Genomic DNA, 22898 nt, shown 5'->3' on the forward strand with positions numbered 1-22898 from the left:
TCAGGCTACCTCTCTTATCAGGACAAAGGCTTCGGCGGCCCGTCGGCTGACGCAACTGCCCCGCACCTGCGCCAATGCGCGCAGGGTTTCGAAGGATCGTTCGTTGGGAAAAGCACGGACCTGCGACTCAAAGCAGCCGAAGGCTTCGATCTTCCGCTCGAGATGCTCGCTGATGTCGACAAAGACATGCGGCTGAAAGGCAGGCGTCAGATAGGGCGCCGCCCAATTGGTTTCCGATACCGTTTCATAAGCCAGGATGCGCGCGGGATAATGCGTTCCCACCGGACGCGCCGCGACCATCGCCGCTTCGAAGATCAAGCCATGATCGAAATGCAGATCGGCGGGGAAAGGAACGAACAGCGTGTCGGGGCGGCTTTCCGCCACAAGGGCGGCGACGCCCTCGTTCAACGCCGCGCGGGGAACGCGATCCAGTGCCGCCGCTTCGAAATCCAGCATGTGCGTCCGCGCAACGCCCAGCACCGCATGGGCCCTCTTCGCCTCGGCCTGCACCCGTTCCACCTGCGCCGCATCGAAGCGCGGCGGCTTGCCCCGTGTGGCGACGACCACCTCGACATGGCGGCCCATCGCGGCAAGGCGCGCGATCGTCCCGCCGCAGCCGAGCACTTCGTCGTCCGGGTGGGGCGCGATCACCATCGCGCGCTGAATAGTCTCGATCATCGTCATGCCGCCGCCTTTGTCCGCCCCAAAATAGCGTGGTTGGGCAGGGGCGCTTCCCGCGCGGTCTGCCAGCGCAGCACATGCAATCCCTGATGATCCCCGCAGCGCACGATGAAGCCAGTGTCCAGTCGCTCCACGATCTGCCCCGGCATGGCTGCGGCATGATGGCGCAGCGGCACCAGCGCCGCCTCTTCGATGACGATCTTCTCGCTCGCATAGCTCGTCCATGCGCCCGGATAGGGATGACCGCAGGCCCTGACGCTACGCCAGATGGCCGATCCCGGCGCTGACCAGTCGATCAGCGCGTCTTCGGGCCGCCTGCGCGCGGCATAGGTAGCGCATCGTTCATCCTGGATCGTCAGGGTCGGCGATCCGCTAGCAATATCCTCCAGCACGGGCGGCAGCATCGCCTCCAGCGCGGCCATATGCTTGGCGTAGAGCGTGGCGGCGGTCTCGTCGGGCGCCAGATGGAAATAGCGCTGGCCAAGCAGCGGCCCGCTATCGACGCCCGCGTCGATCAGGAACAACGACGAGGCGGAAATCGGTTCATCCAGCAGGATCGTCCAGGGGATGACGGCGCGTCCCCGCAGGCGCGGCAGCGGCGCGGGGTGATAGCCGACCACGCCTCTTTTCGCGGTGGCCCGGAATTCTTCGCCGCAAATCTGCGACCAACCGATGACGAAGATGTAATCGGGCGCAAGATCGCGGATCGCCTGCAACGCGGCGTCGGAATTGATATTGGCGGCGCGCACCATGCGCGCGCCCGCCTTTTCTGCCTCTCCCGAAAGATCGACGAAATCCGAATGACGGTGGGACAGATCCGATGGCAGCGTGAAGACCGCTGCCAGATCCCACTGCCGGGACGCGCCGAGGCAGGTAACGGCGACCCGCGTGCTTTCAACCGCGCCGACGACTATGGCCTTCATGCGCCCTCCTGATCGATGACGGGTTGAAGCGTTCGCCGCATAAGGCCACGCCGGCTGTGCGAATGAGGATTATGAGGTCGAGCCGCAAAGAGCGGTTCGCGATATACCAGAGGTCCAGCGCAAACTTGTCCTGCTCGCCGAGCAAGGCGTTGCCGTTGACCTGCGCCCAACCCGTGAGTCCAGGGGTGACTTCGCATCGCCGCCGCCCAGCTTCTCCGGCTTCCTCTATGGTCGCGGGCAGCAAGGGGCGGGGCCCGATCACGCTCATGGCGCCGGTCAGGATATTCCAGAGCTGCGGCAATTCGTCCATGCGCGAGCGGCGGAGAAAGCGGCCAAGCCGCGTGGTCCGCATCCTGTCGGGCAGCAAATGCCCTCGCGCATCGCGCGCGTCGGTCATCGTCCGGAACTTGATGAGTTCGAACCGCCGTCTTCCCTTCGTGACGCGGACCTGCCGGAACAGCACAGGATCGCCATCGGTCAGCTTTATGGCGGTGGCGATGACAGCCATGACGGGCAGTGCCAGCGGCAGGGCGGCGGCCGCCACCAGCATGTCGATCAGGCGCCTGACGGCCATCAGGATTCCCCGGCGAGCATCGGCGCGCTGGCCCTCGCCCTACGGGGCTGCTCGGCAGGGGGCTTGTTCATCTCCATTGTCGAAAGCAGCAGTGCATTCACCATCTCGACCGAATAGCGCTCTTCGACCGTCTCGCGCGCGGCCGAGCCCAATCTGGCTGCCACGCCGAGCTGGGCGCATATCCGCATCATTGCATCGGCGAGGGCGCCTGCATCGCGCGGTGCGACGGTGAAGCCGTTCAGCCCCTGCCTGATCGGTTCCCGGCATCCCGGCATGTCGGTCGTGATTACGCCGCGCCCCATCGCCATCGCTTCCAATATCGTGCGCGGCAAGCCCTCCCGATACCAGCTCGGCAGCACGAAGATGCTGGCTTGCTCCAGATAGGGGCGGACGTCGCGCGTTTCGCCCAGATATTCTATGACGCCTTCGTCTTGCCATTGCGAGACCGTCTCCCGCGAAACAGCGGCCGGATTTTCATCGAGCGGCCCCAGCAATTGCAGCCGCGCATCCGGGAAGCGCGCCCGCACGATCCTGGCCGCCTCGACATATTCGATCAGACCCTTGTTCCGCAGCAGCCGGGCGATCATCAGGAAGACAGGCGGCCCCGGCGGCACGGGAGCCTGTGCATAATGCGAAAGGTCGACTCCTGACCCTGGCACCTGGATCACCCCATTCGTCCCGCGCAGTATCTTGTGCCGCATCATCTCGCCGCGATCGTCGCTGTTGAAGACGAACACCGCTTTCGACTTGGCCAGGGCCTGCCGGTAGAGGATCGAAACGATGCGGCGTACGTAGGGCAGCAGGCGCGATTCGCCATCGCTGAAGACATGGCCGAGGCCGCTCACCATGGCGTAGAAGCGGATCGACGGGAAAAACCGGCTCGCGATGCCGCCATAGATGATCGGCTTTTGGGTATAAGCAAGCACTGCGTCCGGCCGGTTGTCCCGGAAGCAGCGGATCAGCCATGTCAGCGTGCCAAGATCGGCGAACGGGTTCATGCCCGCGCGCGCCATCGGCATGGGCAGATAGGTTGCGCCCATTGCCGCCAGCTTTTCCTCTATTTCAGGATCGCGGCCCGGTGCGCAGACGACGACCTCATGCCCGTTCCCGATCATCGCGGCGATCAGCCGTCCACGGAAGTTGATCAGCGAATAGGCGAGGCTGGCGATAACGATGATTTTCATGCGGTCCCGCATTAGCTCCCGAACGGCCGCGCTCCAGGCGGCGACGGCAGGCCTAACCATAGAATAAAGCTGCCAGAACGCGCCGCACCATTTCGCCACCTATACTTGAGGCCAGCTGGCCCGGCTCCACCCATCCTTTCGGGTGAGAAAAGGGATCGGGAGCCGATTTCTGCTCAAATGGATAGGGGACGCTAACCCTATTCGGATCGTACCGATGCTCTACTGCCGCGCGCCTGCAACCCGCCTATCTGAAGGTTATGAAATATCTGAAGGGCGCCAACCCTGAAATCCCGTTTCTTGCCGAGGCGGCTTGATCGTCCCGCGGGAACCAAAAGCAGCGGCGCGCTAATGTAGGTTGGCGCTGCCCCTGCGACCTGTCATGCCAGGTCGACGTTCTTGCTGTTCCCTATTTTCTGGAGAGCAGCATGTCGTTTCGTCACGATCATTTGCCCTTTTCCCTGACTATATGCGCCGGGCTTTTCCTGTCCGCATGCAGCCCCGCCGCCCAGAATGAGAGCGGCCGCGTGCCCGGCGGCACCGACCAGCAGGATGCGATCAACGCCGCGAACGATAGCGGCGCTTCGAACACTATGCCGGGCATCGGCGCGCCGGGCACGGGCGGGCAGGGGACGCAGCCATGATCCGCCCCGCATCGCTGTTGCTGGGGAGCGCGGCCCTTCTGCTCCTCGCCGCCTGCGACCAGACGAGCGGCGTCGCCGGAGACACCCAAGTCGCCAATGGCTCCGCCACCGTCGCCAAACAGTATGAGGGGCCTAAGCCCGAAGGGGTCTCCAGCCCCAATGACGCGGTGACCACCACCTTCTACATCCCACAAGCCGCAATCAGCGACATGTATGAGATCGAGGCCAGTGAAATGGCCCTCGTTCGCGCGAAGGCGCCGGAGGTGAAGGCCTTCGCCAGGATGATGATCGACGATCACAAGAAGACGAGCGCCGCGCTCAAGCAGTTCGTCGCCGATAACCCGGTCAATATCGCGATACCTGCCCATATGGATGCACGCCGCCAGGCGATGCTGTCGAACCTGAAGGGCGCAAGCGACGCCGAGTTCGATGCCCAATATGTGGGCCAGCAATCCGCCGCGCATCAGGAAGCGTTCAACCTGCACGGCAGCTACGCCAACCGCGGCGACTATCCCGCGCTCAAGAAACTGGCCCAATCGACCGTCAAACTGATCGAGCATCATCGCGAGCAGGTTACCGCTCTCGACAAGAAGTTCGGCACCGCTGCCGGAGCACCCTGACGGGAAACAGCGCGGCCCTTTTTAGAATTCGGGCGTGACGGGCCGCGCCTCTTCCTGGGTCAGTGGTCCTTCAAGGCCGTTCCCGGTCCGCATCCGCGTGACGATGTTCCATGTCGCGATGAACAGCGCCGCGATCACCGGCCCGATCACGATGCCGTTGAACCCGAACATGTCGATGCCGCCCAAGGTGGTGATCAGCACCACATAGTCGGGGATGCGCGTATCCCGCCCGACCAATATCGGCCGCAACAGATTATCGACCAGGCCGATGACGAACAGGCCGCAGGCGACGAGGATGATCGCCTTCGCCACGGCGCCGGTCGCCAGTAGGTATAGCGCGACCGGCACCCAGACGAGCCCCGTGCCCACCGCCGGGATCAGCGAGAAACAGCCCATCAGCACGCCCCACAGCAGCGGCCCCTGTATGCCCAGCATCCAGAACACGATACCGCCGATCATGCCCTGGACGATGGCCACGACGACGCTGCCCTTGATCGTCGCGCGAATGACGATCACGAACTGCTCCATCAACGCCCGCCTGTGCGTGGTGCGCAGCGGTGCCGCCCGATCTAGCCGCGCCGCCAGCGCGGAACCGTCGCGCAACAGGAAGAAGGTGAGGTAAAGCGAGACGCTCAAGGCCACGAAAAAGCTGAACGCACTCTGCCCGATCTGGAAGACCTGAGCGGCGACGGACTGAAAGCTGTTGGCGATTCCTTCGCTCAACATGGTTCGCACGGTCGCGAAGTTGGTGATGCCGACCCGCTCCAGCAGCGCCGATGCCCAGTCGGGGAGGCTGGCCTGAAACGCATTGAACATCGCGGGAATGTTGATCTGCCCGGACTGCACCTTGGCGTAGAAGAGCGTCGCTTCCTGCACTAGCGCCACGCCAAGGACGATCGCCGGCAGGATGACGACCGCGACGATCAGCAACAGGGTAAGACTGGCGGCGCTGTTCGGGCGACCCGGCATCTGCCGCAACAGGTTCTGGTTGATCGGCGCGAACAATATGGCCGCGATCACGCCCCACAGGATCGCCGCGAAAAATGGTTCGATCACCAGGGCGAACGCCACCGACACCAGCAGCACGAAGCCCAGGAAAACGCCATCTTCGATACGGACATTCTGCGCCTGGTCGATCATTCACCGGCTTTGGCAGAAATGGGGGGCAAAAGTCCATCGCTGGGCCGCGCTAGCCTCTGTTGCATCGCCACAAACATCGGCTGTGTCAAAAAGGTCGCAGTGACGCCAATTTTGTCCAGGCGATTGAATCCGCGCCCATGAAGCTTAAGAGCTTTAAAGGACAACCATCGGAAAGCAGGACATGGCAAAACCCGAATCCTGGCGGCTGAGCCCGGAAGCATACAGCTTCATCACCAGCATGGACACGCGCTTCCAGGATATCGACACGATGGGCCACATCAACAATGTGGCTATCTCGGGTATCTTCGAAACCGCCCGCATCCGCTTCCACCATCATCTCGGCCGCCATCCGCAGGAGCAGGGCGTCCGCTGGCTGGTCGCCGCCGTGTCGCTGAACTTCGTCGAGGAATCGCACTTCCCCTATCCGTTCGAAGTCCATTGCGGCATCGGCCATATCGGCCGCACCAGCTGGACCGTCAGCTCCGCCGCATTCCAGAAGGGCGTCTGCGTCGCCACCTGCGACACCACCGTCGTCACCCACGGCTCCGAAGGCCGCCGCATCATCGACGCCAGCCTGCGCGAAGCCATGGAACGCAACTTCCTGCGCAAGCCCGACTGATCAGATTCTCGCCGGCTCAGCGCAACGGGACCTCAACAGATAGCCGTCACCCCAGCGCAGGCTGGTCTCGTGATGCCAAGCCGCGCGTTCCCACCGTTCGCCCTGAGCCTGTCGAAGGGCTCTTCTTCCTCTTAGAAGAAAAGGGCTTCGACAAGCTCAGCCCGAACGGGACTGGGATTTCCACATAAATAGGCGAGATGGTGAAGAGTGGAGGCCCGGATGGGTCCTGCTCCAACACAGGAATCCCGCATCTCCGCGTGAACAAACCAGCCCGGAACCCGGCGGGCGCTGATTCAACCAGCAAACCCATCCATCCGCCGCGCCCATTGAAACGCGATCACCGCTCCCTTGACCGGTTGGATCATTACCCCTGCCAGCACCATCGCCAGTCCCGGCCACAGCAGCGCCTGCATTCCCAGCGGAATGGCGAGCGCGCTATTCACCTCAATCATCAATGGCACCAATATGTGTCCCAGTAGCAGGATCACGATATAGGCCGGAAAGTCATCGGCCTGCGACACATTCCACGGCTGCCCGCACGCACTGCACGCCGCACTTGGCTTCAGGAACCGCGCGAACATCGCGCCTTCGCCACAGGCAGGACAGCGCCCCTTCAGCCCCCACAGCACTGCGGACCTGAGCGGGCGCACCGCCACATCGGTAGAAGGGTTGTCGCTCATGCGCCGTCCCTATGGCTGACCGCCGATCTACGCAACAAGGGTTTAAGCATCCGCCGCCCTTCCTCCCGGCCAAAAGGCTGTTAAGACGGCGCAGATGCGATTGCCGGGTTCTTCCGAAGCCTTTGTCCTGTTCGACGATGCGCGAGAGCGCAATCCCGCGCCTGCGCGCCTCTATCGCGACCCTGTGGAAGTCATTTGCGCAAACAGCCTAGAGGAAGTGCAGCCTGCGCTTGATCGCCTTGCAGAAGCGGCGGAACTGGGCCTGCACGCGGCAGGCTATATGAGCTATGAGGCCGGCCTTGTCTTGGAGGACCGGCTGCTTGCCCTGGCTGCTGGGCAAGGGGATCGCAAACCGGGCATGCCGCTGCTCTGGTTCGGCCTGTTCGAAGGTCACCGCTTGATCGACCCGGCACTGATGCCGGACCTGCTTCCCGATCCCGCCACCGCCACGGTCGAAGCGCCCCGTCCCCTGCTGGACGAAAAGACCTACCACGCTGCCTTCGCCCGGGTTCAGGATTATATCCGCGCTGGCGACATCTATCAGGCCAATCTGACTTTCCCTTGCTCCGCCCGCTTCACCGGCGACATCATGGCGCTTTATGCCGCTATCCGCCCGCGCCAGCGCGCCGGCTATGGCGGTATCATCCGCACTGGCGCGCATGATATCCTCTCCTTTTCGCCCGAACTCTTCTTCACCAATGTGCGCGGGCAGCTGACCGCGCGGCCCATGAAGGGCACCGCCCGCCGCGCGGCCGATCCCGCCGCCGACGCGGCGCTGGCGCGCGAATTGGAGCAGGATGCCAAGCAGCGCGCCGAAAATCTCATGATCGTCGACTTGCTGCGCAATGACCTGTCCCGCGTGTCGCGCGCGGGCACGGTGACGGTGCCCGACCTCTTTCATGTGGAAACCTATCCGACCGTCCACCAGATGGTCTCGACCATCCGTGCCCGGATGCTGCCCGGCCTGTCACCGATCGACATATTGCGCGTCCTCTTCCCGTGCGGGTCGATCACCGGGGCGCCCAAGGTGCGGGCGATGGAGATCATCGACGCGGTGGAGGCCTATCCCCGCGACATCTACACAGGCACCATGGGCTGGATCGATCCCAATGGAGATGCCGCCTTCAATGTTGCCATTCGCACGATTTGGGTTGAAGAAGGCAGCAGGGAAGGGCGCCTGGGATTGGGTTCGGGCATCGTCGCGGACTCGGATGCGGTATCCGAGTGGGCGGAATGTCTGGCCAAGGGGCGCTTCCTCACGACCGCAGCACAATAGGGGGCTTGAATAGTTTCGATGTCATTGGCTGACGGACGGTTTGATCTGCTCGAAACCATGGCTTTCGATCCCGTCGAGGGCATCAGGCTGCTGGAGTTGCACTTGGAACGGTTGAAGGAAAGCGCTGAGGCGCTTGATTTCAGTTTCGACCGCCATGAAGTCCGCAACGAATTGCAGGCCGCGACCTTTCGCCTGCGCGAACGCAGCCGCCTTCGCCTCCTTGTCTCGCGGCGCGGCTCGATCGCGATAGAGGTGCGCGAACATCGCACCTGGCCACAGGCGATCATGCATGTGGCTATCGTTCCCCGCCAGAGCTCCTCCGACGACCTGCGCCTGATCCACAAGACGACGGATCGCAGCGTTTACCGCGATGCGCTGAAGCGGGGGGGCACCTATGAGGTGCTGATGACCGACGAGGATGGCTTCCTTACCGAAGGCTGCTTCTCCTCGATCTTCGTCGAACGGGGGGACAAGCTGGTGACGCCGCCGCTTTCGCGCGGGCTGCTCCCCGGCGTCCTGCGCCGCAGCCTCATCGAAATGGGCGAAGCGATCGAAGACGACCTGCGCCCCAGCGACCTTGCCCACGGCTTCTTCATCGGCAACGCCGCCAGAGGAATGGTCGCCGCGTCGCTGGTCAAATAACGCCGTCATCCCAGCGAAAGCTGGGGGATCTCAGGCTGGGTTTACAGCTCCTCGTCAGATTCCAGCTTTCGCGGGTATGACGAAGAGGATGAAGCCACCCCATCCCAACTGGCGGTTGCCCACCGCGTGATAGCGCACTAAGGAGCCTCGCGTCCGCCCGGGCGGATTCACTATCCATCAGAAAGAGTGTCACGATGAGCCAGACTTCCGCTGCCCTCGGTCGCATCCAGCCCTCCGCCACCCTGGCGATGAGCGCGCGCGTGAATGCCCTTAAAGCCGATGGCGTCGATGTCATTGGCCTCTCGGCGGGCGAACCCGATTTCGACACGCCCGACTTCGTCAAGGAAGCGGGCATCGCCGCGATACGCAAGAACCTGACCCGCTACACCGACGTGGACGGCACCGCTGACCTCAAGGACGCGGTCGCCTTCAAGTTCAAGCGCGACAATGGGCTCGATTATAAGCGCAGCCAGATCAGCGTGAATTCGGGCGGCAAGCACACCCTGTTCAACGCGCTGGTCGCGACCGTCGATGTGGGCGATGAGGTCATCATCCCCGCGCCCTATTGGGTCAGCTATCCTGACATCGTGAACTTCGCGGGCGGCACCCCCGTCTTCGTCGAAGGCCCCGCGAGCCAGGGCTACAAGATCACCGCCGCGCAGCTGGACGCCGCGATCACCCCGCGCACCAAGTGGCTGATCCTTAACTCGCCGTCCAACCCTTCAGGTGCGGCCTATTCGGCTAGCGAGCTAAAGGATCTGGGCGAAGTGCTGCGTCGCCATCCGCACGTCCTGATCATGACCGACGACATGTATGAGCATGTCTGGTACGCGCCGACCCCCTTCGCGACGATCGCGCAGGTCTGCCCGGACCTCTATGAGCGCACCCTGACGGTCAACGGCTGCTCCAAGGCCTTCTCGATGACCGGCTGGCGCATCGGGTTCGCCGGTGGTCCCGAATGGATCATCAAGGCTATGGGCAAGCTCCAGTCACAGTCCACGTCGAACCCCTGCTCGATCAGCCAGGCGGCCGCCGTCGCCGCGCTGACCGGCGATCAGGACTTCCTGGAAGAGCGCAACGCCGCCTTCAAGAAGCGTCGCGACATGGTGGTGTCGATGCTGAACGACGCGCCGGGTCTCGACTGCCCGACGCCCGAAGGCGCTTTCTACGTCTATCCCGACGCCAGCGGCGTGATCGGCAAGACCGCGCCCAAAGGCCAGCTGATCGACAGCGACGAAACGCTGATCGGCTATTTCCTCGACGAGGCCCGCGTGGCTGCGGTTCACGGCGCCGCCTTCGGCCTCTCGCCCGCCTTCCGCATCAGCTATGCGACGTCGGAAGAGGTGCTGGCCAAGGCATGCAAGCGCATCCAGGAAGCCTGCGCCGCACTCAAGTGAGCTGATCATCCCTCCCCATTCCGAATATGGGGAGGGACGCTCTATTTGAAAAAATCGGATCTGCGTCCGAGACAGCCTCTTGCAGCCAGAACCCGGCTGCCTATATCGCGTTTCAACTAGAAACTGATTGGTCGGCCTTGTTCACCAAAGGCTAACCCGCCTGCTGCTATCCCACTCCGCCCAGGCAAAGATAGAAAGGAAGAAAGCCATGCTGACATTCCTGAAGTCGGACCTCTTCCTGCGATTCCTCGGCGGCTTCGCGATCGGCTCCGCTGGCCTGTTCGCCTTTCACGTAGCCGAGCCTCCTGCGCTCACCACCCCCGCCATGGCCGCGCCTGAAAGCGCTCCGCAGGCGACCGAACATGCGGCGCGTTAACGCCTTTCTCCTCGTCTTCTCGGCGGCCATCGCCGTCGCCTCTCCCCTGCGCGCCGAGCGTCCCGTGCTTGCTCCCGTGCCCGCGATAGACGCTCCGGCGACGCGCAAGCTCGAAACCGCTGTCTTCGCTGGCGGCTGCTTCTGGGGCGTCGAGGGCGTCTTCTCCCACATCAAGGGGGTGCGCCTCGTCACCTCCGGGTTCGCCGGTGGCCCTGCCAACCTCAAGGTCGATTATGACCGCGTCAGCCAGGGCGACACAGGGTTCGCCGAAGCCGTCCGCGTCACCTATGATCCGCGCCAGGTGAGCTACGGCACCTTGCTGCGCGTTTTCTTCTCTGTCATCGCCGATCCTACCACGCTCAATTATCAGGGCCCCGATCGCGGCACCCAATATCGCAGCGCGCTCTTTCCGCTGACGCCCGGCCAGGACAAGGCGGCCCGCGCCTATCTCGCGCAATTGGGCAAGGCAGGCCTGTGGCGGGACCCGATCGTGACGAAGGTCGAACGGTTCACCGGCTTCCAGTCCGCTGACGCCTATCACCAGGATTTCCTGACCCGCAACCCGCGGCATCCCTATATCAAGCGGTGGGACATGCCCAAGCTCGCCGCGTTCAAGGCGATGTACCCCAACCTCTACAGCGCCCGCCCCTCCGCCTGAGAAAGGAAAGCGACATGACCGAGATCCAAGGCCTGAAACTCCTGTCGACCTTGGATGCGGATGGTCGCTTGATCGTGGAACTCGCCGAGGAGAGGCTCCCACCTCCGCAGGCGGACGAAGTGCTGGTCCGTGTCGAGGCCGCGCCGATCAATCCGTCCGACCTCGCGCTGCTCTTCGCGTCTGCCGACCTCGAAAACGCTGAATATAGCGAAGGCCGCATCATCGCACGCATGCCCGACGCCGCGCGCCGCGCGCTTGCAGGGCGGGTCGGTCAGCCAATGACGATCGGCAACGAAGGCGCCGGCACCGTCATCGCCGCTGGCGATTCGCCCGAAGCACAGGCCCTGCTGGGCAAGCGCGTCGCCCTGATCAGTGGCAGCATGTTCGCGCAATATCGCACCGTGAATGCCCGCGCCTGCATGGTCTTGCCCGATGACGTGACGGCGGAGCAGGGCGCGTCCGCCTTCGTCAATCCCATGACCGCGCTGGGCTTTGTCGAAACGATGAAGCGGGAAGGGCACACGGCGATCGTCCATACCGCAGCCGCCTCCAACCTTGGCCAGATGCTGGTGCGCATTGCCCAGGAAGATGGCATTCCGCTGGTGAACATCGTGCGCAACGATGCTCAAGTGGCTATCCTCAAGGATATCGGCGCCGAACATGTGCTCAACAGTTCGGAAGAAGGGTTCGCCGCTCAACTGGAAGCCGCCGTCGCCGCAACTGGCGCGACCATCGCCTTCGACGCGATCGGTGGCGGCCATCTCGTCAGCCAGATCCTGCACGCCATGGAACAGGTTGCCAGCAAGGACGCCCCGTACAGCCGCTATGGCTCTGACAGCCCCAAACAAGCCTATATTTACGGCGCACTCGACCTTTCGCCCACCATCCTGACGCGCAGCTTTGGTTTCGGCTGGTCTGTCGGCGGCTGGCTACTCTTCCCCTTCCTGCAAAGCGCCGGGCCGGAATCGATCGAACGGATGAAGCAGCGCGTGATGGACAATATCACCACCACCTTCGCGAGCCACTATAAGGGCCATATTTCACTGTCCGAAGCGCTCAGCCGCGACGCAGTGCTCACCTACAATGCCCGGCGCACCGGCGAAAAATATCTGGTCGTTCCAAACTGACCTGAAACGCGAAAATTCAGGAGCGCTACAGCCGCGCTCCTGAAGCCCCGATCTAACTCAACCCGCCATGTGGTGCAGCGCGCACAGCTTGTTGCCTGCCGGGTCGCGCAGATAGGCGAGGTATAATTTGACTACACCGCTGTCACGAACACCCGGGGGGTCTTCGCAGGTCGCGCCGCCTGCCGCGATGCCCGCCGCATGCCATGCGTCGGCCTGCTCGGGCGAAGAAACGGAAAAGCCGATGGTTCCCCCGTTTGCAGCACTTGCCGGTTCACCGTTCAGCGGCTTGGAAATCGCGAACACGCCGCTTTGCGTCATGTAAAAGACGCGGCCCTTGTCGTCGATGAAACCCGGGGGGATGCCCAGTGCGCCCAGCGTCGCGTCGTAAAATTGCTTGGATTCCTGAATGTCGTCGGCACCCACCATGATGTGGCTGAACATATTCACCCTCTCTGCCATTTCGAGCGGCCCGCACCAACCGGACTTGCCGGTCCGTCCGGAAAACGCTTCGCATAAAAGCTGAAACTCACCGAGCCGATGGGTCGGAAAAGCTTCACAAGACCACGGCTTATCTTTGCCGCGCCTCATGCATGAACCAGCCGAAGCCCGCTGTCGACCCTCATCGAACTCGCGCCCTGCAACTGCTTCACGCTCCGTGCTCCGGCGTCTCCATAACAAAATGGGCGGAGCCTGAACCCAGACCCCGCCCAATTGCATCTGCCAAAGCGGCAAGCCTTATTTCGGCGCCAGCACCATCAGCATCTGGCGGCCTTCCATGCGCGGATAGGCTTCGACCTTCGCGATCTCGCCGACATTTTCCGCCACGCGCTGGAGCAGCTGCATGCCGAGCTGCTGGTGCGACAATTCGCGGCCGCGAAAGCGCAGGGTGATCTTCACCTTGTCGCCGTCGCCGATGAAATCATGGACCTTCTTCATCTTCGTATCATAGTCATGATCGTCGATGTTCGGACGCATCTTGATCTCTTTGAGTTCCTGCGTCTTCTGGGTCTTGCGGGCGATGTTCGCCTTTTTCTGGGCCTCGTACTTGTACTTGCCGATGTCCAGGAACTTGCAAACCGGCGGATCGGCGGTCGGCGACACTTCGACCAGGTCCAGCCCGATCTCATAGGCGCGCTCGATAGCCTCCTGCGTATACATCACGCCCAGATTTTCGCCTTCGTCGTCGATCACGCGCACCTTGGGCACGGTGATGAACTCATTGTAACGGGGACCGGACTTAGGCGGCGGCGCCATCGGGCGGCGCATCATTGGGGGACGTATAGCGGCTTCTCCTATGGAAACTTCAAGAATCTGGCGGGGTCTTTAGCGCAAAGCCGAAAGGGGCGGCAAGTCCGCAGTTGCGGATTCACCGGCCCCATGTGGCATTGCCGCCTCACTGCATATCGGGAGCCAGCGCGTCCTTTGCAAGGCGCGCGATGACATCATCGACGGCAAGGACGCTTTGGCCTTCCTTGCCCAGCTCGCGCAACGCCACGGTGCCTTCATCGGCTTCGCGGCGGCCGACAACCAGCAAATTCGGGACTTTGGCAAGGCTATGCTCACGCACCTTATAGTTGATCTTCTCGTTGCGGACATCAACTTCGGCGCGGATTCCCGCCGCCCGAAGCTTCTCCACCACCTCGTTCGCGTAGTCGTCCGCATCCGAAACGATGGTCGCGACCACCGCCTGCACCGGTGCGAGCCAGAGCGGGAATTTGCCCGCATAATGTTCGATCAATATGCCGATGAAGCGCTCATAGGACCCAAAAATCGCCCTGTGGAGCATCACCGGCCGGTGCCGTTCGCCATCTTCGCCCACATAGGATGCGTCGAGTCGCTCCGGCAGAACCCGGTCCGACTGGATCGTGCCTACCTGCCATGTCCGCCCGATCGCGTCGGTCAGATGCCATTCCAGCTTCGGCGCGTAGAAGGCGCCTTCGCCCGGCAACTCTTCCCACCCATATTCCGGCGTGTTGAGGCCGGCAGCGGCAACGGCGTTGCGCAGTTCCTCCTCGGCCTTGTCCCACATTTCCTCGGTGCCGAAGCGCTTGTCGGGGCGCAGCGCCAGCTTGATCGAGTAGGTGAAGCCGAAATCCTTGTAGATCCGGTCGGCCAGCTCACAAAATGCCTGCACCTCCGCGACGATCTGGTCCTCGCGGCAGAAGATATGCGCGTCGTCCTGCGTGAATTGCCGCACGCGCATAAGCCCATGCAGCGCCCCATGCGGCTCGTTCCGATGGCAGCAACCATTCTCGTAAAAGCGCAGTGGCAGGTCGCGATAGCTCTTGATCCCCTGGCGGAATATCAGGACATGCGCCGGGCAGTTCATGGGCTTCAATGCCATCCAGTCGGCATCGTCCGACACCAGTGGCCCTTCATCCTCGACGTTCGGCACTTCGTCGGGGATGACGAACATATTTTCGCGATATTTGCCCCAATGGCCGGACTGCTCCCATTGGCGCGCATCCATCACCTGCGGCGTCTTGACCTCGCGATAGCCGCCCGCATCGATGGCGCGGCGCATATAGGCTTCCAGTTCCCGCCAGATCAGATAGCCCTTGGGATGCCAGAAGACGGAGCCATGTGCTTCCTGCTGAAGGTGGAACAGGTCCATCTCCGCGCCCAGCTTGCGGTGGTCGCGCTTGGCCGCTTCTTCGAGCCGCGTCAGGTGCGCGTCGAGCTGCTTCTTGTTCAGCCAGCCGGTGCCATAGATGCGCGAGAGCATCGCATTCTTCTGGTCGCCGCGCCAATAGGCGCCCGACACGCGCGTCAGCTTGAAAGCGTTGGGATCGAGCTTGCCGGTCGAAGCCAGATGCGGCCCGCGACACATGTCGAGCCAGTCGCCACCCGACCAGTAAACAGTCAGCTCCTCCCCCTCAGGAAGCTCGGCCGCCCATTCCGCCTTGAACGTCTCGCCTTCCGCCTTCCAGCGCGCGATCAGGTCTTCCCGCGTCCACACCTCGCGGCGAAGAGGCTTGTTGGCCGCGATCAACTCCCGCATCTTCGCTTCGATCGCCGGAAGATCCTCTTCCGTGAAGGGCCGGTCCTTGGGTGCGAAATCATAGTAGAAGCCATCGTCCGTCGCCGGGCCGAAGGTGATCTGCGTCCCCGGGAACAGCGCCTGCACGGCCTCCGCCAAAAGATGCGCAAAGTCATGCCGCGCCAGTTCCAGCGCGTCAGCTTCGTCTTTGTTCGTCACCAGAGCGACTTGCGAATCCTGCTCCAGCGGGCGCATGATATCGCGCAGTTCGCCATCCACCCGCGCCGCGATCGCCGCCTTTGCCAGACCAGGGCCGATCGCCGCCGCAATATCCGCCGGAGTAGTGCCGGGCGCGACTTCACGCACGGAACCATCGGGCAGGGTGATGTTGAGCATGGCGGACAAGGGACGGGTCTTTCTGTGAGTGGAGGCAAGCAGCGCAAAAAGCCGCGCTTTCCCCATAAATGGGCGGCCCCGTCTGTCAATAGAAGGGGCTTTGGTGAAAGCTCATGCCAAGAGCAGGCGGGCCTCATCGCTGGTTTCCTGCAGGAAGGAGACGGGGCCGCCTGCTTCCACCTCCGGCGGGAGCATGTCTGCGGTCATGCCCGCCAGCATGAGGCCGCTCTGGCACGCGAGGATAGTCACTCCCAACGCAACGGCCTCCTCTATCAGCGTTCCCAGCCGGGGCAGGCCAGCCGCTACATGTGCCGCGTCCCCGGCAGCTGTAATTGGGTGCCGCAGCAGCGCCACCGCATCCAATTGCAGGAATATGCTGGCCGCTCCCCCCAGCGCCGCCTGCGCGCTTGCCAGCATCAGCGCGCCGCGCAGCCGCTCTGCGTCAGCGGTGGCGACGACGATCCTCAGTTCGCGCATAGTTCAGCGGCGCATGCCTTGCAGCCGGGGTCCTTGGCGATGCTGACCGTGCGGAACCGCATGGAAAGCAGGTCGGCGAGCAGCAGCTTGCCCGCCATGTCCGCGCCGAACGGAACGAGCGCGCGAATGACTTCCAGCGCGGCCAGGCTGCCCATCATACCGGTGAGCGCGCCGATCACGCCCGTTTCGGAGCAGTTCCGCTCTGGCGCATCCTGCGGATCGCCGACCAGGCAGCGATAGCAGGGCTGGTCGCCTTCCCAGCCGCGATAGGTCGCAAGTTGCCCCTCGAACGGCCCGACCGCGGCCGACACGAGCGGAATGCGCAGTCGCTGCGCGCAATCCGCCACCGCTAGCCGCGTCGCGAAGCTGTCGCATCCGTCCAGAACGACATCCGCATCGCGCAGCATGAGGGCGGCATTATCCGCATCGATCCGCGCATTGATGGGGATCAGCTTCACATCGGGATTGAGCCTGGCCACCGCCGCCATCGCGGCCTCGGCCTTCGGGGCGCCCACGTCGGAGGTGCCGAACAGCACCTGCCGCTGCAAATTGGAAAGAGCGACATGGTCGTCATCGATAACCCGTATCGTGCCGACGCCCGCCGCCGCGAGATAGAGGATCGCGGGGCTGCCGATGCCGCCCGCACCGATCACCGCCACATCAGCCGACAGCAGCCGCGCCTGACCCGCGCCGCCAATCTCCTTCAGGACGATATGGCGGGCATAGCGTTCCAGCTGCTCGTCGGAAAAGGTCATGAGCTACTCACTCCCGTCGATCCGAAACCACCCGAACCCCTGACCGTCTCGTCCAGTTCCTCGACCTCGGCAAAGCGCGCCAGCTGCACCGGCGCCGCCACCAGTTGCGCGATGCGGTCACCCCGCGAGATGACGAAGGGCTCGGTGCCCAGGTTGATGAGGATGACCTTCAATTCGCCGCGATAATCCGCATCGATCGTGCCGGGCGTGTTGGGCAGGCTGATCCCATGCTTCAGCGCCAGGCCCGACCTTGGCCGCACCTGCACCTCATAGCCATCGGGGATCGCCATCGCAAAGCCCGTCGCCACCGCATGCCGCCCACCTGGTATGATGATCACATCCTCGGCAGACACGACGTCCATGCCCGCCGCATGTTCGGTCGCATAGGCGGGCACCGGCAGCCCCTCGCCATGAGGCAGGCGCTTCAGGCGGATTTCAATGGGGGAGAGGGGGGAGGGCATGAGCGACCTTTTCCATGATGCGAGTGGCGACGGCATCCTTGGGTAGCTGTTCCCAGCTTTCGATGCCGTCCGCCGTGACGATATGGACGCTGTTGCTGTCGCCGCCCATGACGTCACCCGATACGTCATTGGCGATGATCCAGTCCGCGCCCTTGCGCGCCAGCTTGGCCTGCGCATGTTCCGCGACCTTCTCGGTCTCGGCGGCGAAACCGATCAGCAGGGCAGGACGCAGCGCATGCTTGCCGAGAGTGGCAAGAATGTCCGGATTCTCGACCAGCGCGAGCGGGGCAGGCTTGCCCGATCCATCCTTCTTGAGCTTTTGCCCGGAAGCATCCGCCGTGCGCCAGTCGGCAACCGCCGCAACCATGATCGCCGCGTCGGCGGGCAGCGCGCCTTCGACCGCAGCCAGCATGTCCCGTGCCGTTTCCACATCGATGCGGTCCACGCCCGCAGGCGTCGGCAAATGCACCGGCCCGGCCACCAGCGTCACGCGCGCGCCAGCCCGCGCCGCCGCCGCCGCGATGGCAAAGCCCTGCTTCCCCGAAGAACGATTGGCGATGTAGCGCACCGGATCGATCGGCTCATGCGTCGGCCCGGCGGTGATCAGGATATGGCGTCCCTTGAGCGGCAGTTCGGCCCCTTCGAAATCCGGCTGCCCGGCAAGCGGGTCTTTCATCGCCGGACGTTCAAGCAACCGCTCAACCTCCGCGACGATCGCTTCGGGTTCAGGCAGGCGCCCCTTGCCGAACTCGCCGCAAGCCATGTCGCCGCTATCGGGCTCCATCAGGTGGACGCCGTCGGCATGCAGGCGCGCCAGGTTCCGTTGCGTTGCCGGATGATGCCACATGCGCACATTCATCGCAGGCACCGCCAGCACCGGCTTGTCCGTCGCCAGCAGCAGCGTCGTTGCCAAATCGTCGGCAATGCCATTCGCCATCTTCGCAAGAATGTTCGCCGTCGCGGGCGCGACCACCACCAGATCAGCTTGGCGGCTCAACTGGATATGACCGATTTCCCGCTCTTCCTTCAGGTCGAACATGTTGCCATAGACATGGTCCTCAGTCAGTACGCCCAGGGACAGCGGCGTCACGAAATTGGTCGCGCTATCGGTCAGCACCGCGCGCACCGCGATGCCGCGCTTCCTGAGCAACCGCACCAGCTCCAGCGACTTGTAGGCGGCAATGCCACCGGCGACGATCAGGAGAATGCGGCGCTGAGTCATAGCTGCAGATGTAGCAGGGCCGTAACGACCGCTCCAGTCACCGCGGCGATCCCCGCCACGGCGGCATAGCGCCACCCGCCGCCGATGCGGATCAGCCTGACTTCGGTCAGCGGCGGCGGCGGCGGCGCGCCGCCCTTCTCCGGGAATGCTTCCTCGATCCGGCGCACAAGGCCCGGCAATCGCTGAAGCGTCCGCCAATTTTCGATCAGCGCATCGGCGGCCTTGGCCTCCGGCCCCAGTTCCGCGCGCAACCACTCCTTCACATAAGGGCCGCTCGTTTCCCACAGGTTGATGTCGGGATCGAGCGCGGTTGCCACGCCTTCCACCATCACCATGGTCTTCTGAAGCAGCAGCAGGTGCGGCTGCGTCTGCATGTCGAAATCGCGGGTGATGGCGAACAGGCCGTCCAGCATGCCCCCGACCGAAAGCTCGCGCACCGGCTTGCCGCGCATCGGCTCGCCGACGGCGCGCAGGGCGGTAGCGAACTCCTCAACATTATGGTGGCCCGGCACATATTGCGCCTCGAAATGGATTTCGGCGACCCGCTTGTAGTTGCCGGTGATCAGGCCATAGAGAATCTCCGCCAGCCACATACGCGCGCGCCGGTCGATCCGCCCCATGATGCCGAAGTCAATCGCCACAATGTCGCCATTGCCGGTGACGAACAGGTTCCCCTGATGCATGTCGGCGTGGAAGAAACCTTCGGCGATCGCCTGCCGCAGGAAGGCGTTGACCAGCCGCGCAGCCAGTTCCTTCACGTCATGGCCCGCCGCGATCAGGCCGTCGCGGTCGGAGATCTTGATCCCGTCGATCCACTCCATCGTCATGACCTTGCCGGTCGTGCGATCCCAATCGATAATCGGCACGCGATAGCCGGGCATCGCCTCCATCGCCTCGGCCAGCTCGGATGCCGATGCGGCCTCGCGGCGCAGGTCCAGCTCCCGTGCCGTCCACCGCTTGAGGTTTGCGATGACGAGGCGCGGCCGCAATCGCGCGGCCTCCCCGCCCAGCATCTCCATATGAGCAGCCGCCCACTCATAGGTCTGGATGTCGCGATTGAACTGGTCCGTGACGCCGGGCCGGATCACCTTCACCGCCACATCGCGTCCATCGGTCGTGACGGCGCGGTGCACCTGCGCGATCGAAGCGGCGCCTACCGGCACTTCGTCGAAGCTGCGATAGATGCTCTCCAACGGACGCCCGAAACTCTGCTCGATCTGTGCGCGGATCGTGGCGAACGGCACGGGCGGCAGCGCGTCCTGCAACCGCAGAAGATCGTTCGCTGCTTCATCGCCGACCAGGTCGGGGCGGGTCGCCAATGTCTGCCCCAGCTTGATTGCCGCAGGCCCGATGGCCTGAAACGCATCGGCATAGCGCGGCTGCCTGGGCACCCTGGCGCCGACCCGCGCCACCCGCACCAGACGCCGGACCGGCGCTGGCGTCAGCGGATCGCGCTCAATCCCTCGCAGCGCGCCATGCCGCGCCAGCGTCCGGCCCCATTTCAGCAGCCGCCAGATATGCGTGATGTGGGATGGCACTACTGGCTCCCCTCCCGCAGGCGGGAGGGGCAGGGGGCGGGCGCGAGCGAAGCGAGCTTCGGCACCATCAAATCTTCCACCCCGAATGGATCGCCACCAATCCGCCCAGGATCGGCTCGACCTTCGTCTGCACGAAACCCGCCTCGCGGATCATCCGCTCGAATTCAGGCATGGGCGGAAAGCGCCGTATCGATTCGATCAGATACCGATAGCTGTCCTCGTCATCCGCCAGCAGCTTGCCGAGCTTGGGCACCAGCCTATGCGAATAGACGTCATACACATCGGAAAATCCCGGCCAGGTCGTCGTCGAAAATTCCAGGCAGAAAAAGCGCCCGCCAAATTTCAGCACCCGGTGCGCTTCCCGCAGCGCCTTGTCGATATGCGTCACGTTGCGGATGCCAAAGGCGATAGTATAGGCGTCGAAGCTGCGATCCTTGAACGTCAGCTCCTCCGCATTCTGTTCCGACCAGATCAGCCCTTCCAGGCCCTTCTTCTTCGCGCGTTCGACGCCCACGGCCAGCATTTCCGGATTGATGTCGGACACGGTGACGCGCGCGCCATGCTTAGCCAAGCGGAAAGCGACGTCGCCCGTGCCGCCCGCCATGTCGAGGATCGCTTCCTCCTTGCGGGGCTTCACGCGACTGACGAACTGATCTTTCCACAGCCGGTGCGCGCCTGCCGACATGGCGTCGTTCATCAGGTCATATTTGGACGCGACATTGGAAAAGACCGCGCGGACCATCCCCTGTTTTTCAGAGGCATCCACGTCGCGATAGCCGAAAGAAGCGGTGTCGTTCATGGGCCAGCCTCCTAGAGCATTTGCATGTCCGGTGGAAACACCCCAGATCGGCGAAAATGTTCAGTGATTTGTCACTGCCTTCACAACAGCTTCCGGAACGATCTGAATGCCCGAATTGCCAGAAGTCGAAACCACGGTCGCGGGACTTCGATCGGTCCTGGAGGGCACGGTTCTCACCCGTGTCGAACCACGCCGGGCCGACCTGCGTTTCCCGATCCCCGTCGACCTGCGGCAGCGGCTGACCGGCGCAACCGTCACTTCGCTCGCCCGCCGCGCCAAATATGGGCTGATAGAGACCGATCGTGGCGACACGCTCATCTTTCATCTCGGCATGTCCGGGCGCTGGCGAATCGATCCGGCGGAGATCGGCGCACATGACCATCTGCTGCTTGAGACCAGCGACGGCCATCTGCTCTCGCTGAACGATCCCCGCCGCTTCGGTTCGCTCGACCTCGTCCGGAGCGATGCGTGGCAGGCTTATGCCCCTTTCACGCGCATGGGCCCCGAACCGCTCGGCCCCGAATTTTCCGCCGCCTATCTGGCTCGCGCGCTCCAGGGCAAGGCGACATCGATCAAGGCGGCGCTGCTCGATCAGCGAATCGTCGCGGGCTTGGGCAATATCTATGTCTGCGAAGCGCTCAACATGGCCGGCATTTCTCCCATGCGGGAAGCCGGGCGGATCAGCCGGGCGCGGCTCGGCCTGCTGGCAGAGGCGATTCGGGAGGTGCTGACGGCCGCGATCGCGGCCGGAGGATCGACCTTGCGCGATTATGCCCGGCCCGACGGGGAGCTTGGCTATTTCTCCAAACAGTGGCGCGTCTATGGTCGGGAAGGGGAAAGCTGCGCCTGTGGCGGGGTGATCCGGCGCCGCGTGGATGGTGGCCGATCGACCTTCTACTGCCCGAAATGCCAGAAATAGCGCGCGTCTTGCCGTTGACGCTCCGGCTTATCCCCTGTAAGGGGCGCACCTTCACGGGGCTGGTTGGCGATTCCGACGAGCCCTATTCACGCGATTTGACGAGACTGAGGACTTTAAATGGCCAATACGCCGCAAGCCAAGAAGCGCATCCGCCGCAACGCACGCCGCGCCGAAATCAACGGCGCCCGCATCAGCCGGATCCGCACCCTGGTGAAGAAGGTCGAAACCGCTCTCGCCGCTGGCGACAAGGCGGCTGCGGCCACGGCGCTTCAGTCCGTCCAGCCTGAACTGGCCCGTGGCGTTGCCCGCGGCGTCCTGCACAAGAATACCGCGGCTCGCAAGTTCGGCCGCCTCACGAAGCGAGTCAGCGCGCTCGCCTGAGCCGCTTCACTCGATCGTCAAATAAATTGAAAAGACCCGTCCCGCTCTGGGGCGGGTTTTTTCATATGTCCGTCACGCAACCGTAACGGAGTCCCGCAGATTCCCGCGATTCCCCAACGATTCGAGCAAAAGTGCCCGAATCCCTATATTGATTAAGTCATTGAAATATAGGGATATAAACAAGGATTTCCGGTTTTCCCCGGTTTTCCGAGTCAACGTCTTTATTTCACATTTTTGAACGGGCCTGCCCTTGATCAGGCGGAGAATGCCTGTCTATTTTCAACTCTCTGGTCGCCACTCGAATCGATTTCCGGCGATCGTCATTAGGTTTGTTGACGCAGATATGTTGGGAAAGTGCTGCTTTCCCAAAGGTCTTCTTGCGTCTGATTGTCCCTGCCAGCCAGGGGCACAGTTGATGGGGGTCGACTGTTT

At 63.3% G+C, this 22898-nt stretch carries 27 protein-coding genes; 11 read left to right on the top strand and 16 right to left on the bottom strand.

The features are described from left to right. The 4 genes from ACYU8T_RS13020 to ACYU8T_RS13035 are packed head-to-tail and all read right to left on the bottom strand — an operon-like array spanning position 1 to position 3362. Positions 1 to 684, bottom strand: a complete 684-nt coding sequence (locus ACYU8T_RS13020; protein ID WP_461159687.1) for a PIG-L deacetylase family protein — start codon at positions 682 to 684, stop codon at positions 1 to 3. Then, the gene (locus ACYU8T_RS13025) at positions 681 to 1604 is read right to left on the bottom strand and encodes a methionyl-tRNA formyltransferase (RefSeq protein WP_461159688.1); all 924 of its coding nucleotides are present in this window, start codon (positions 1602 to 1604) and stop codon (positions 681 to 683) included. Before ACYU8T_RS13025 ends, ACYU8T_RS13020 begins: the two co-directional genes overlap by 4 nt. Then, positions 1576 to 2178, bottom strand: a complete 603-nt coding sequence (locus ACYU8T_RS13030) for a sugar transferase (protein WP_461159689.1) — start codon at positions 2176 to 2178, stop codon at positions 1576 to 1578. Before ACYU8T_RS13030 ends, ACYU8T_RS13025 begins: the two co-directional genes overlap by 29 nt. Continuing rightward, positions 2178 to 3362: a glycosyltransferase family 4 protein gene (locus ACYU8T_RS13035; RefSeq protein ID WP_461159690.1), complete on the bottom strand. Its 1185-nt coding sequence runs from the start codon at positions 3360 to 3362 to the stop codon at positions 2178 to 2180. Before ACYU8T_RS13035 ends, ACYU8T_RS13030 begins: the two co-directional genes overlap by 1 nt. 425 nt (positions 3363 to 3787) lie before the next feature. Between ACYU8T_RS13035 and ACYU8T_RS13040 the strand changes: the two genes are divergently transcribed. Both ACYU8T_RS13040 and ACYU8T_RS13045 read left to right on the top strand, forming a co-directional pair. Beyond that, entirely contained in the window at positions 3788 to 4003 is a 216-nt protein-coding gene (locus ACYU8T_RS13040) for a hypothetical protein (protein WP_247234221.1), read from the top strand. Then, positions 4000 to 4623: a DUF4142 domain-containing protein gene (locus ACYU8T_RS13045; protein ID WP_461159691.1), complete on the top strand. Its 624-nt coding sequence runs from the start codon at positions 4000 to 4002 to the stop codon at positions 4621 to 4623. The genes ACYU8T_RS13040 and ACYU8T_RS13045 overlap by 4 nt, the downstream gene beginning before the upstream one ends. Before the next feature lie 21 nt (positions 4624 to 4644). Here ACYU8T_RS13045 and ACYU8T_RS13050 read toward each other — a convergent pair whose 3' ends face one another. Beyond that, positions 4645 to 5763 (bottom strand): AI-2E family transporter, encoded by a 1119-nt coding sequence (locus ACYU8T_RS13050; RefSeq protein ID WP_461159692.1) that lies wholly within the window; start codon positions 5761 to 5763, stop codon positions 4645 to 4647. A 181-nt stretch (positions 5764 to 5944) separates the two neighbouring features. Between ACYU8T_RS13050 and ACYU8T_RS13055 the strand changes: the two genes are divergently transcribed. Further along, entirely contained in the window at positions 5945 to 6382 is a 438-nt protein-coding gene (locus ACYU8T_RS13055) for an acyl-CoA thioesterase (RefSeq protein ID WP_097090792.1), read from the top strand. Between the two features lie 293 nt (positions 6383 to 6675). Here ACYU8T_RS13055 and ACYU8T_RS13060 read toward each other — a convergent pair whose 3' ends face one another. Then, complete coding sequence (locus tag ACYU8T_RS13060) at positions 6676 to 7062, bottom strand: DUF983 domain-containing protein (protein WP_461159693.1); 387 nt, start codon at positions 7060 to 7062, stop codon at positions 6676 to 6678. Positions 7063 to 7156: 94 nt separating this feature from the next. Between ACYU8T_RS13060 and pabB the strand changes: the two genes are divergently transcribed. The 6 genes from pabB (at position 7157) to ACYU8T_RS13090 (ending at position 12538) form a co-directional block, all read left to right on the top strand. Then, positions 7157 to 8338 carry an aminodeoxychorismate synthase component I gene (gene pabB / locus ACYU8T_RS13065; RefSeq protein ID WP_461159694.1) on the top strand — a complete coding sequence of 394 codons (1182 nt, stop codon included), beginning with the start codon at positions 7157 to 7159 and terminating at the stop codon, positions 8336 to 8338. Between the two features lie 18 nt (positions 8339 to 8356). Further along, positions 8357 to 8980: an aminotransferase class IV gene (locus ACYU8T_RS13070; protein ID WP_461159695.1), complete on the top strand. Its 624-nt coding sequence runs from the start codon at positions 8357 to 8359 to the stop codon at positions 8978 to 8980. A 194-nt stretch (positions 8981 to 9174) separates the two neighbouring features. Then, complete coding sequence (locus tag ACYU8T_RS13075; RefSeq protein ID WP_461159696.1) at positions 9175 to 10377, top strand: pyridoxal phosphate-dependent aminotransferase; 1203 nt, start codon at positions 9175 to 9177, stop codon at positions 10375 to 10377. A gap of 208 nt (positions 10378 to 10585) precedes the next feature. Then, positions 10586 to 10753, top strand: coding sequence for a hypothetical protein (locus ACYU8T_RS13080; RefSeq protein WP_201515171.1), 168 nt, complete (start codon positions 10586 to 10588; stop codon positions 10751 to 10753). Further along, the gene (msrA, locus tag ACYU8T_RS13085; protein WP_461159697.1) at positions 10740 to 11411 is read left to right on the top strand and encodes a peptide-methionine (S)-S-oxide reductase MsrA; all 672 of its coding nucleotides are present in this window, start codon (positions 10740 to 10742) and stop codon (positions 11409 to 11411) included. Before ACYU8T_RS13080 ends, msrA begins: the two co-directional genes overlap by 14 nt. A 14-nt stretch (positions 11412 to 11425) precedes the next feature. After that, entirely contained in the window at positions 11426 to 12538 is a 1113-nt protein-coding gene (locus ACYU8T_RS13090; protein WP_461159698.1) for a zinc-binding dehydrogenase, read from the top strand. Positions 12539 to 12595: 57 nt separating this feature from the next. On the opposite strand, the gene ACYU8T_RS13095 is transcribed toward ACYU8T_RS13090, so the two are convergent. From ACYU8T_RS13095 to ACYU8T_RS13135, 9 genes are all read right to left on the bottom strand, one after another. After that, positions 12596 to 12979: a VOC family protein gene (locus ACYU8T_RS13095; protein ID WP_097090799.1), complete on the bottom strand. Its 384-nt coding sequence runs from the start codon at positions 12977 to 12979 to the stop codon at positions 12596 to 12598. 294 nt (positions 12980 to 13273) lie between these two features. Next, positions 13274 to 13807, bottom strand: a complete 534-nt coding sequence (gene infC / locus ACYU8T_RS13100; RefSeq protein WP_021238112.1) for a translation initiation factor IF-3 — start codon at positions 13805 to 13807, stop codon at positions 13274 to 13276. Between the two features lie 124 nt (positions 13808 to 13931). After that, complete coding sequence (gene thrS, locus ACYU8T_RS13105) at positions 13932 to 15914, bottom strand: threonine--tRNA ligase (protein ID WP_461159815.1); 1983 nt, start codon at positions 15912 to 15914, stop codon at positions 13932 to 13934. A 111-nt stretch (positions 15915 to 16025) separates the two neighbouring features. Then, entirely contained in the window at positions 16026 to 16391 is a 366-nt protein-coding gene (locus ACYU8T_RS13110; protein ID WP_461159699.1) for a peroxiredoxin, read from the bottom strand. Next, entirely contained in the window at positions 16379 to 17146 is a 768-nt protein-coding gene (locus ACYU8T_RS13115) for a HesA/MoeB/ThiF family protein (RefSeq protein WP_461159700.1), read from the bottom strand. Before ACYU8T_RS13115 ends, ACYU8T_RS13110 begins: the two co-directional genes overlap by 13 nt. After that, a complete protein-coding gene (gene dut, locus ACYU8T_RS13120; RefSeq protein ID WP_461159701.1) occupies positions 17143 to 17607 on the bottom strand; it encodes a dUTP diphosphatase in 465 nt (154 codons plus the stop codon). Before dut ends, ACYU8T_RS13115 begins: the two co-directional genes overlap by 4 nt. Then, positions 17582 to 18829, bottom strand: a complete 1248-nt coding sequence (gene coaBC / locus ACYU8T_RS13125; protein ID WP_461159702.1) for a bifunctional phosphopantothenoylcysteine decarboxylase/phosphopantothenate--cysteine ligase CoaBC — start codon at positions 18827 to 18829, stop codon at positions 17582 to 17584. The genes dut and coaBC overlap by 26 nt, the downstream gene beginning before the upstream one ends. Further along, positions 18826 to 20367 carry a 2-polyprenylphenol 6-hydroxylase gene (gene ubiB, locus ACYU8T_RS13130; protein WP_461159703.1) on the bottom strand — a complete coding sequence of 514 codons (1542 nt, stop codon included), beginning with the start codon at positions 20365 to 20367 and terminating at the stop codon, positions 18826 to 18828. Before ubiB ends, coaBC begins: the two co-directional genes overlap by 4 nt. 67 nt (positions 20368 to 20434) lie before the next feature. Beyond that, a complete protein-coding gene (locus tag ACYU8T_RS13135) occupies positions 20435 to 21166 on the bottom strand; it encodes a class I SAM-dependent methyltransferase (RefSeq protein WP_097090807.1) in 732 nt (243 codons plus the stop codon). A gap of 106 nt (positions 21167 to 21272) precedes the next feature. Here ACYU8T_RS13135 and mutM point away from each other — a divergent pair, with 106 nt between their 5' ends. Together mutM and rpsT are read left to right on the top strand one after the other, a co-directional pair. Further along, positions 21273 to 22085: a bifunctional DNA-formamidopyrimidine glycosylase/DNA-(apurinic or apyrimidinic site) lyase gene (mutM, locus tag ACYU8T_RS13140; protein WP_097090808.1), complete on the top strand. Its 813-nt coding sequence runs from the start codon at positions 21273 to 21275 to the stop codon at positions 22083 to 22085. Between the two features lie 117 nt (positions 22086 to 22202). Continuing rightward, a complete protein-coding gene (gene rpsT, locus ACYU8T_RS13145) occupies positions 22203 to 22466 on the top strand; it encodes a 30S ribosomal protein S20 (protein ID WP_097090809.1) in 264 nt (87 codons plus the stop codon). Positions 22467 to 22692: 226 nt separating this feature from the next. On the opposite strand, the gene ACYU8T_RS13150 is transcribed toward rpsT, so the two are convergent. Further along, positions 22693 to 22898 (bottom strand): hypothetical protein (locus tag ACYU8T_RS13150; protein ID WP_461159704.1); only part of this gene is annotated, 206 nt, incomplete at its 5' end.

This window comes from Sphingobium sp. TomMM35A (genome assembly GCF_054771735.1).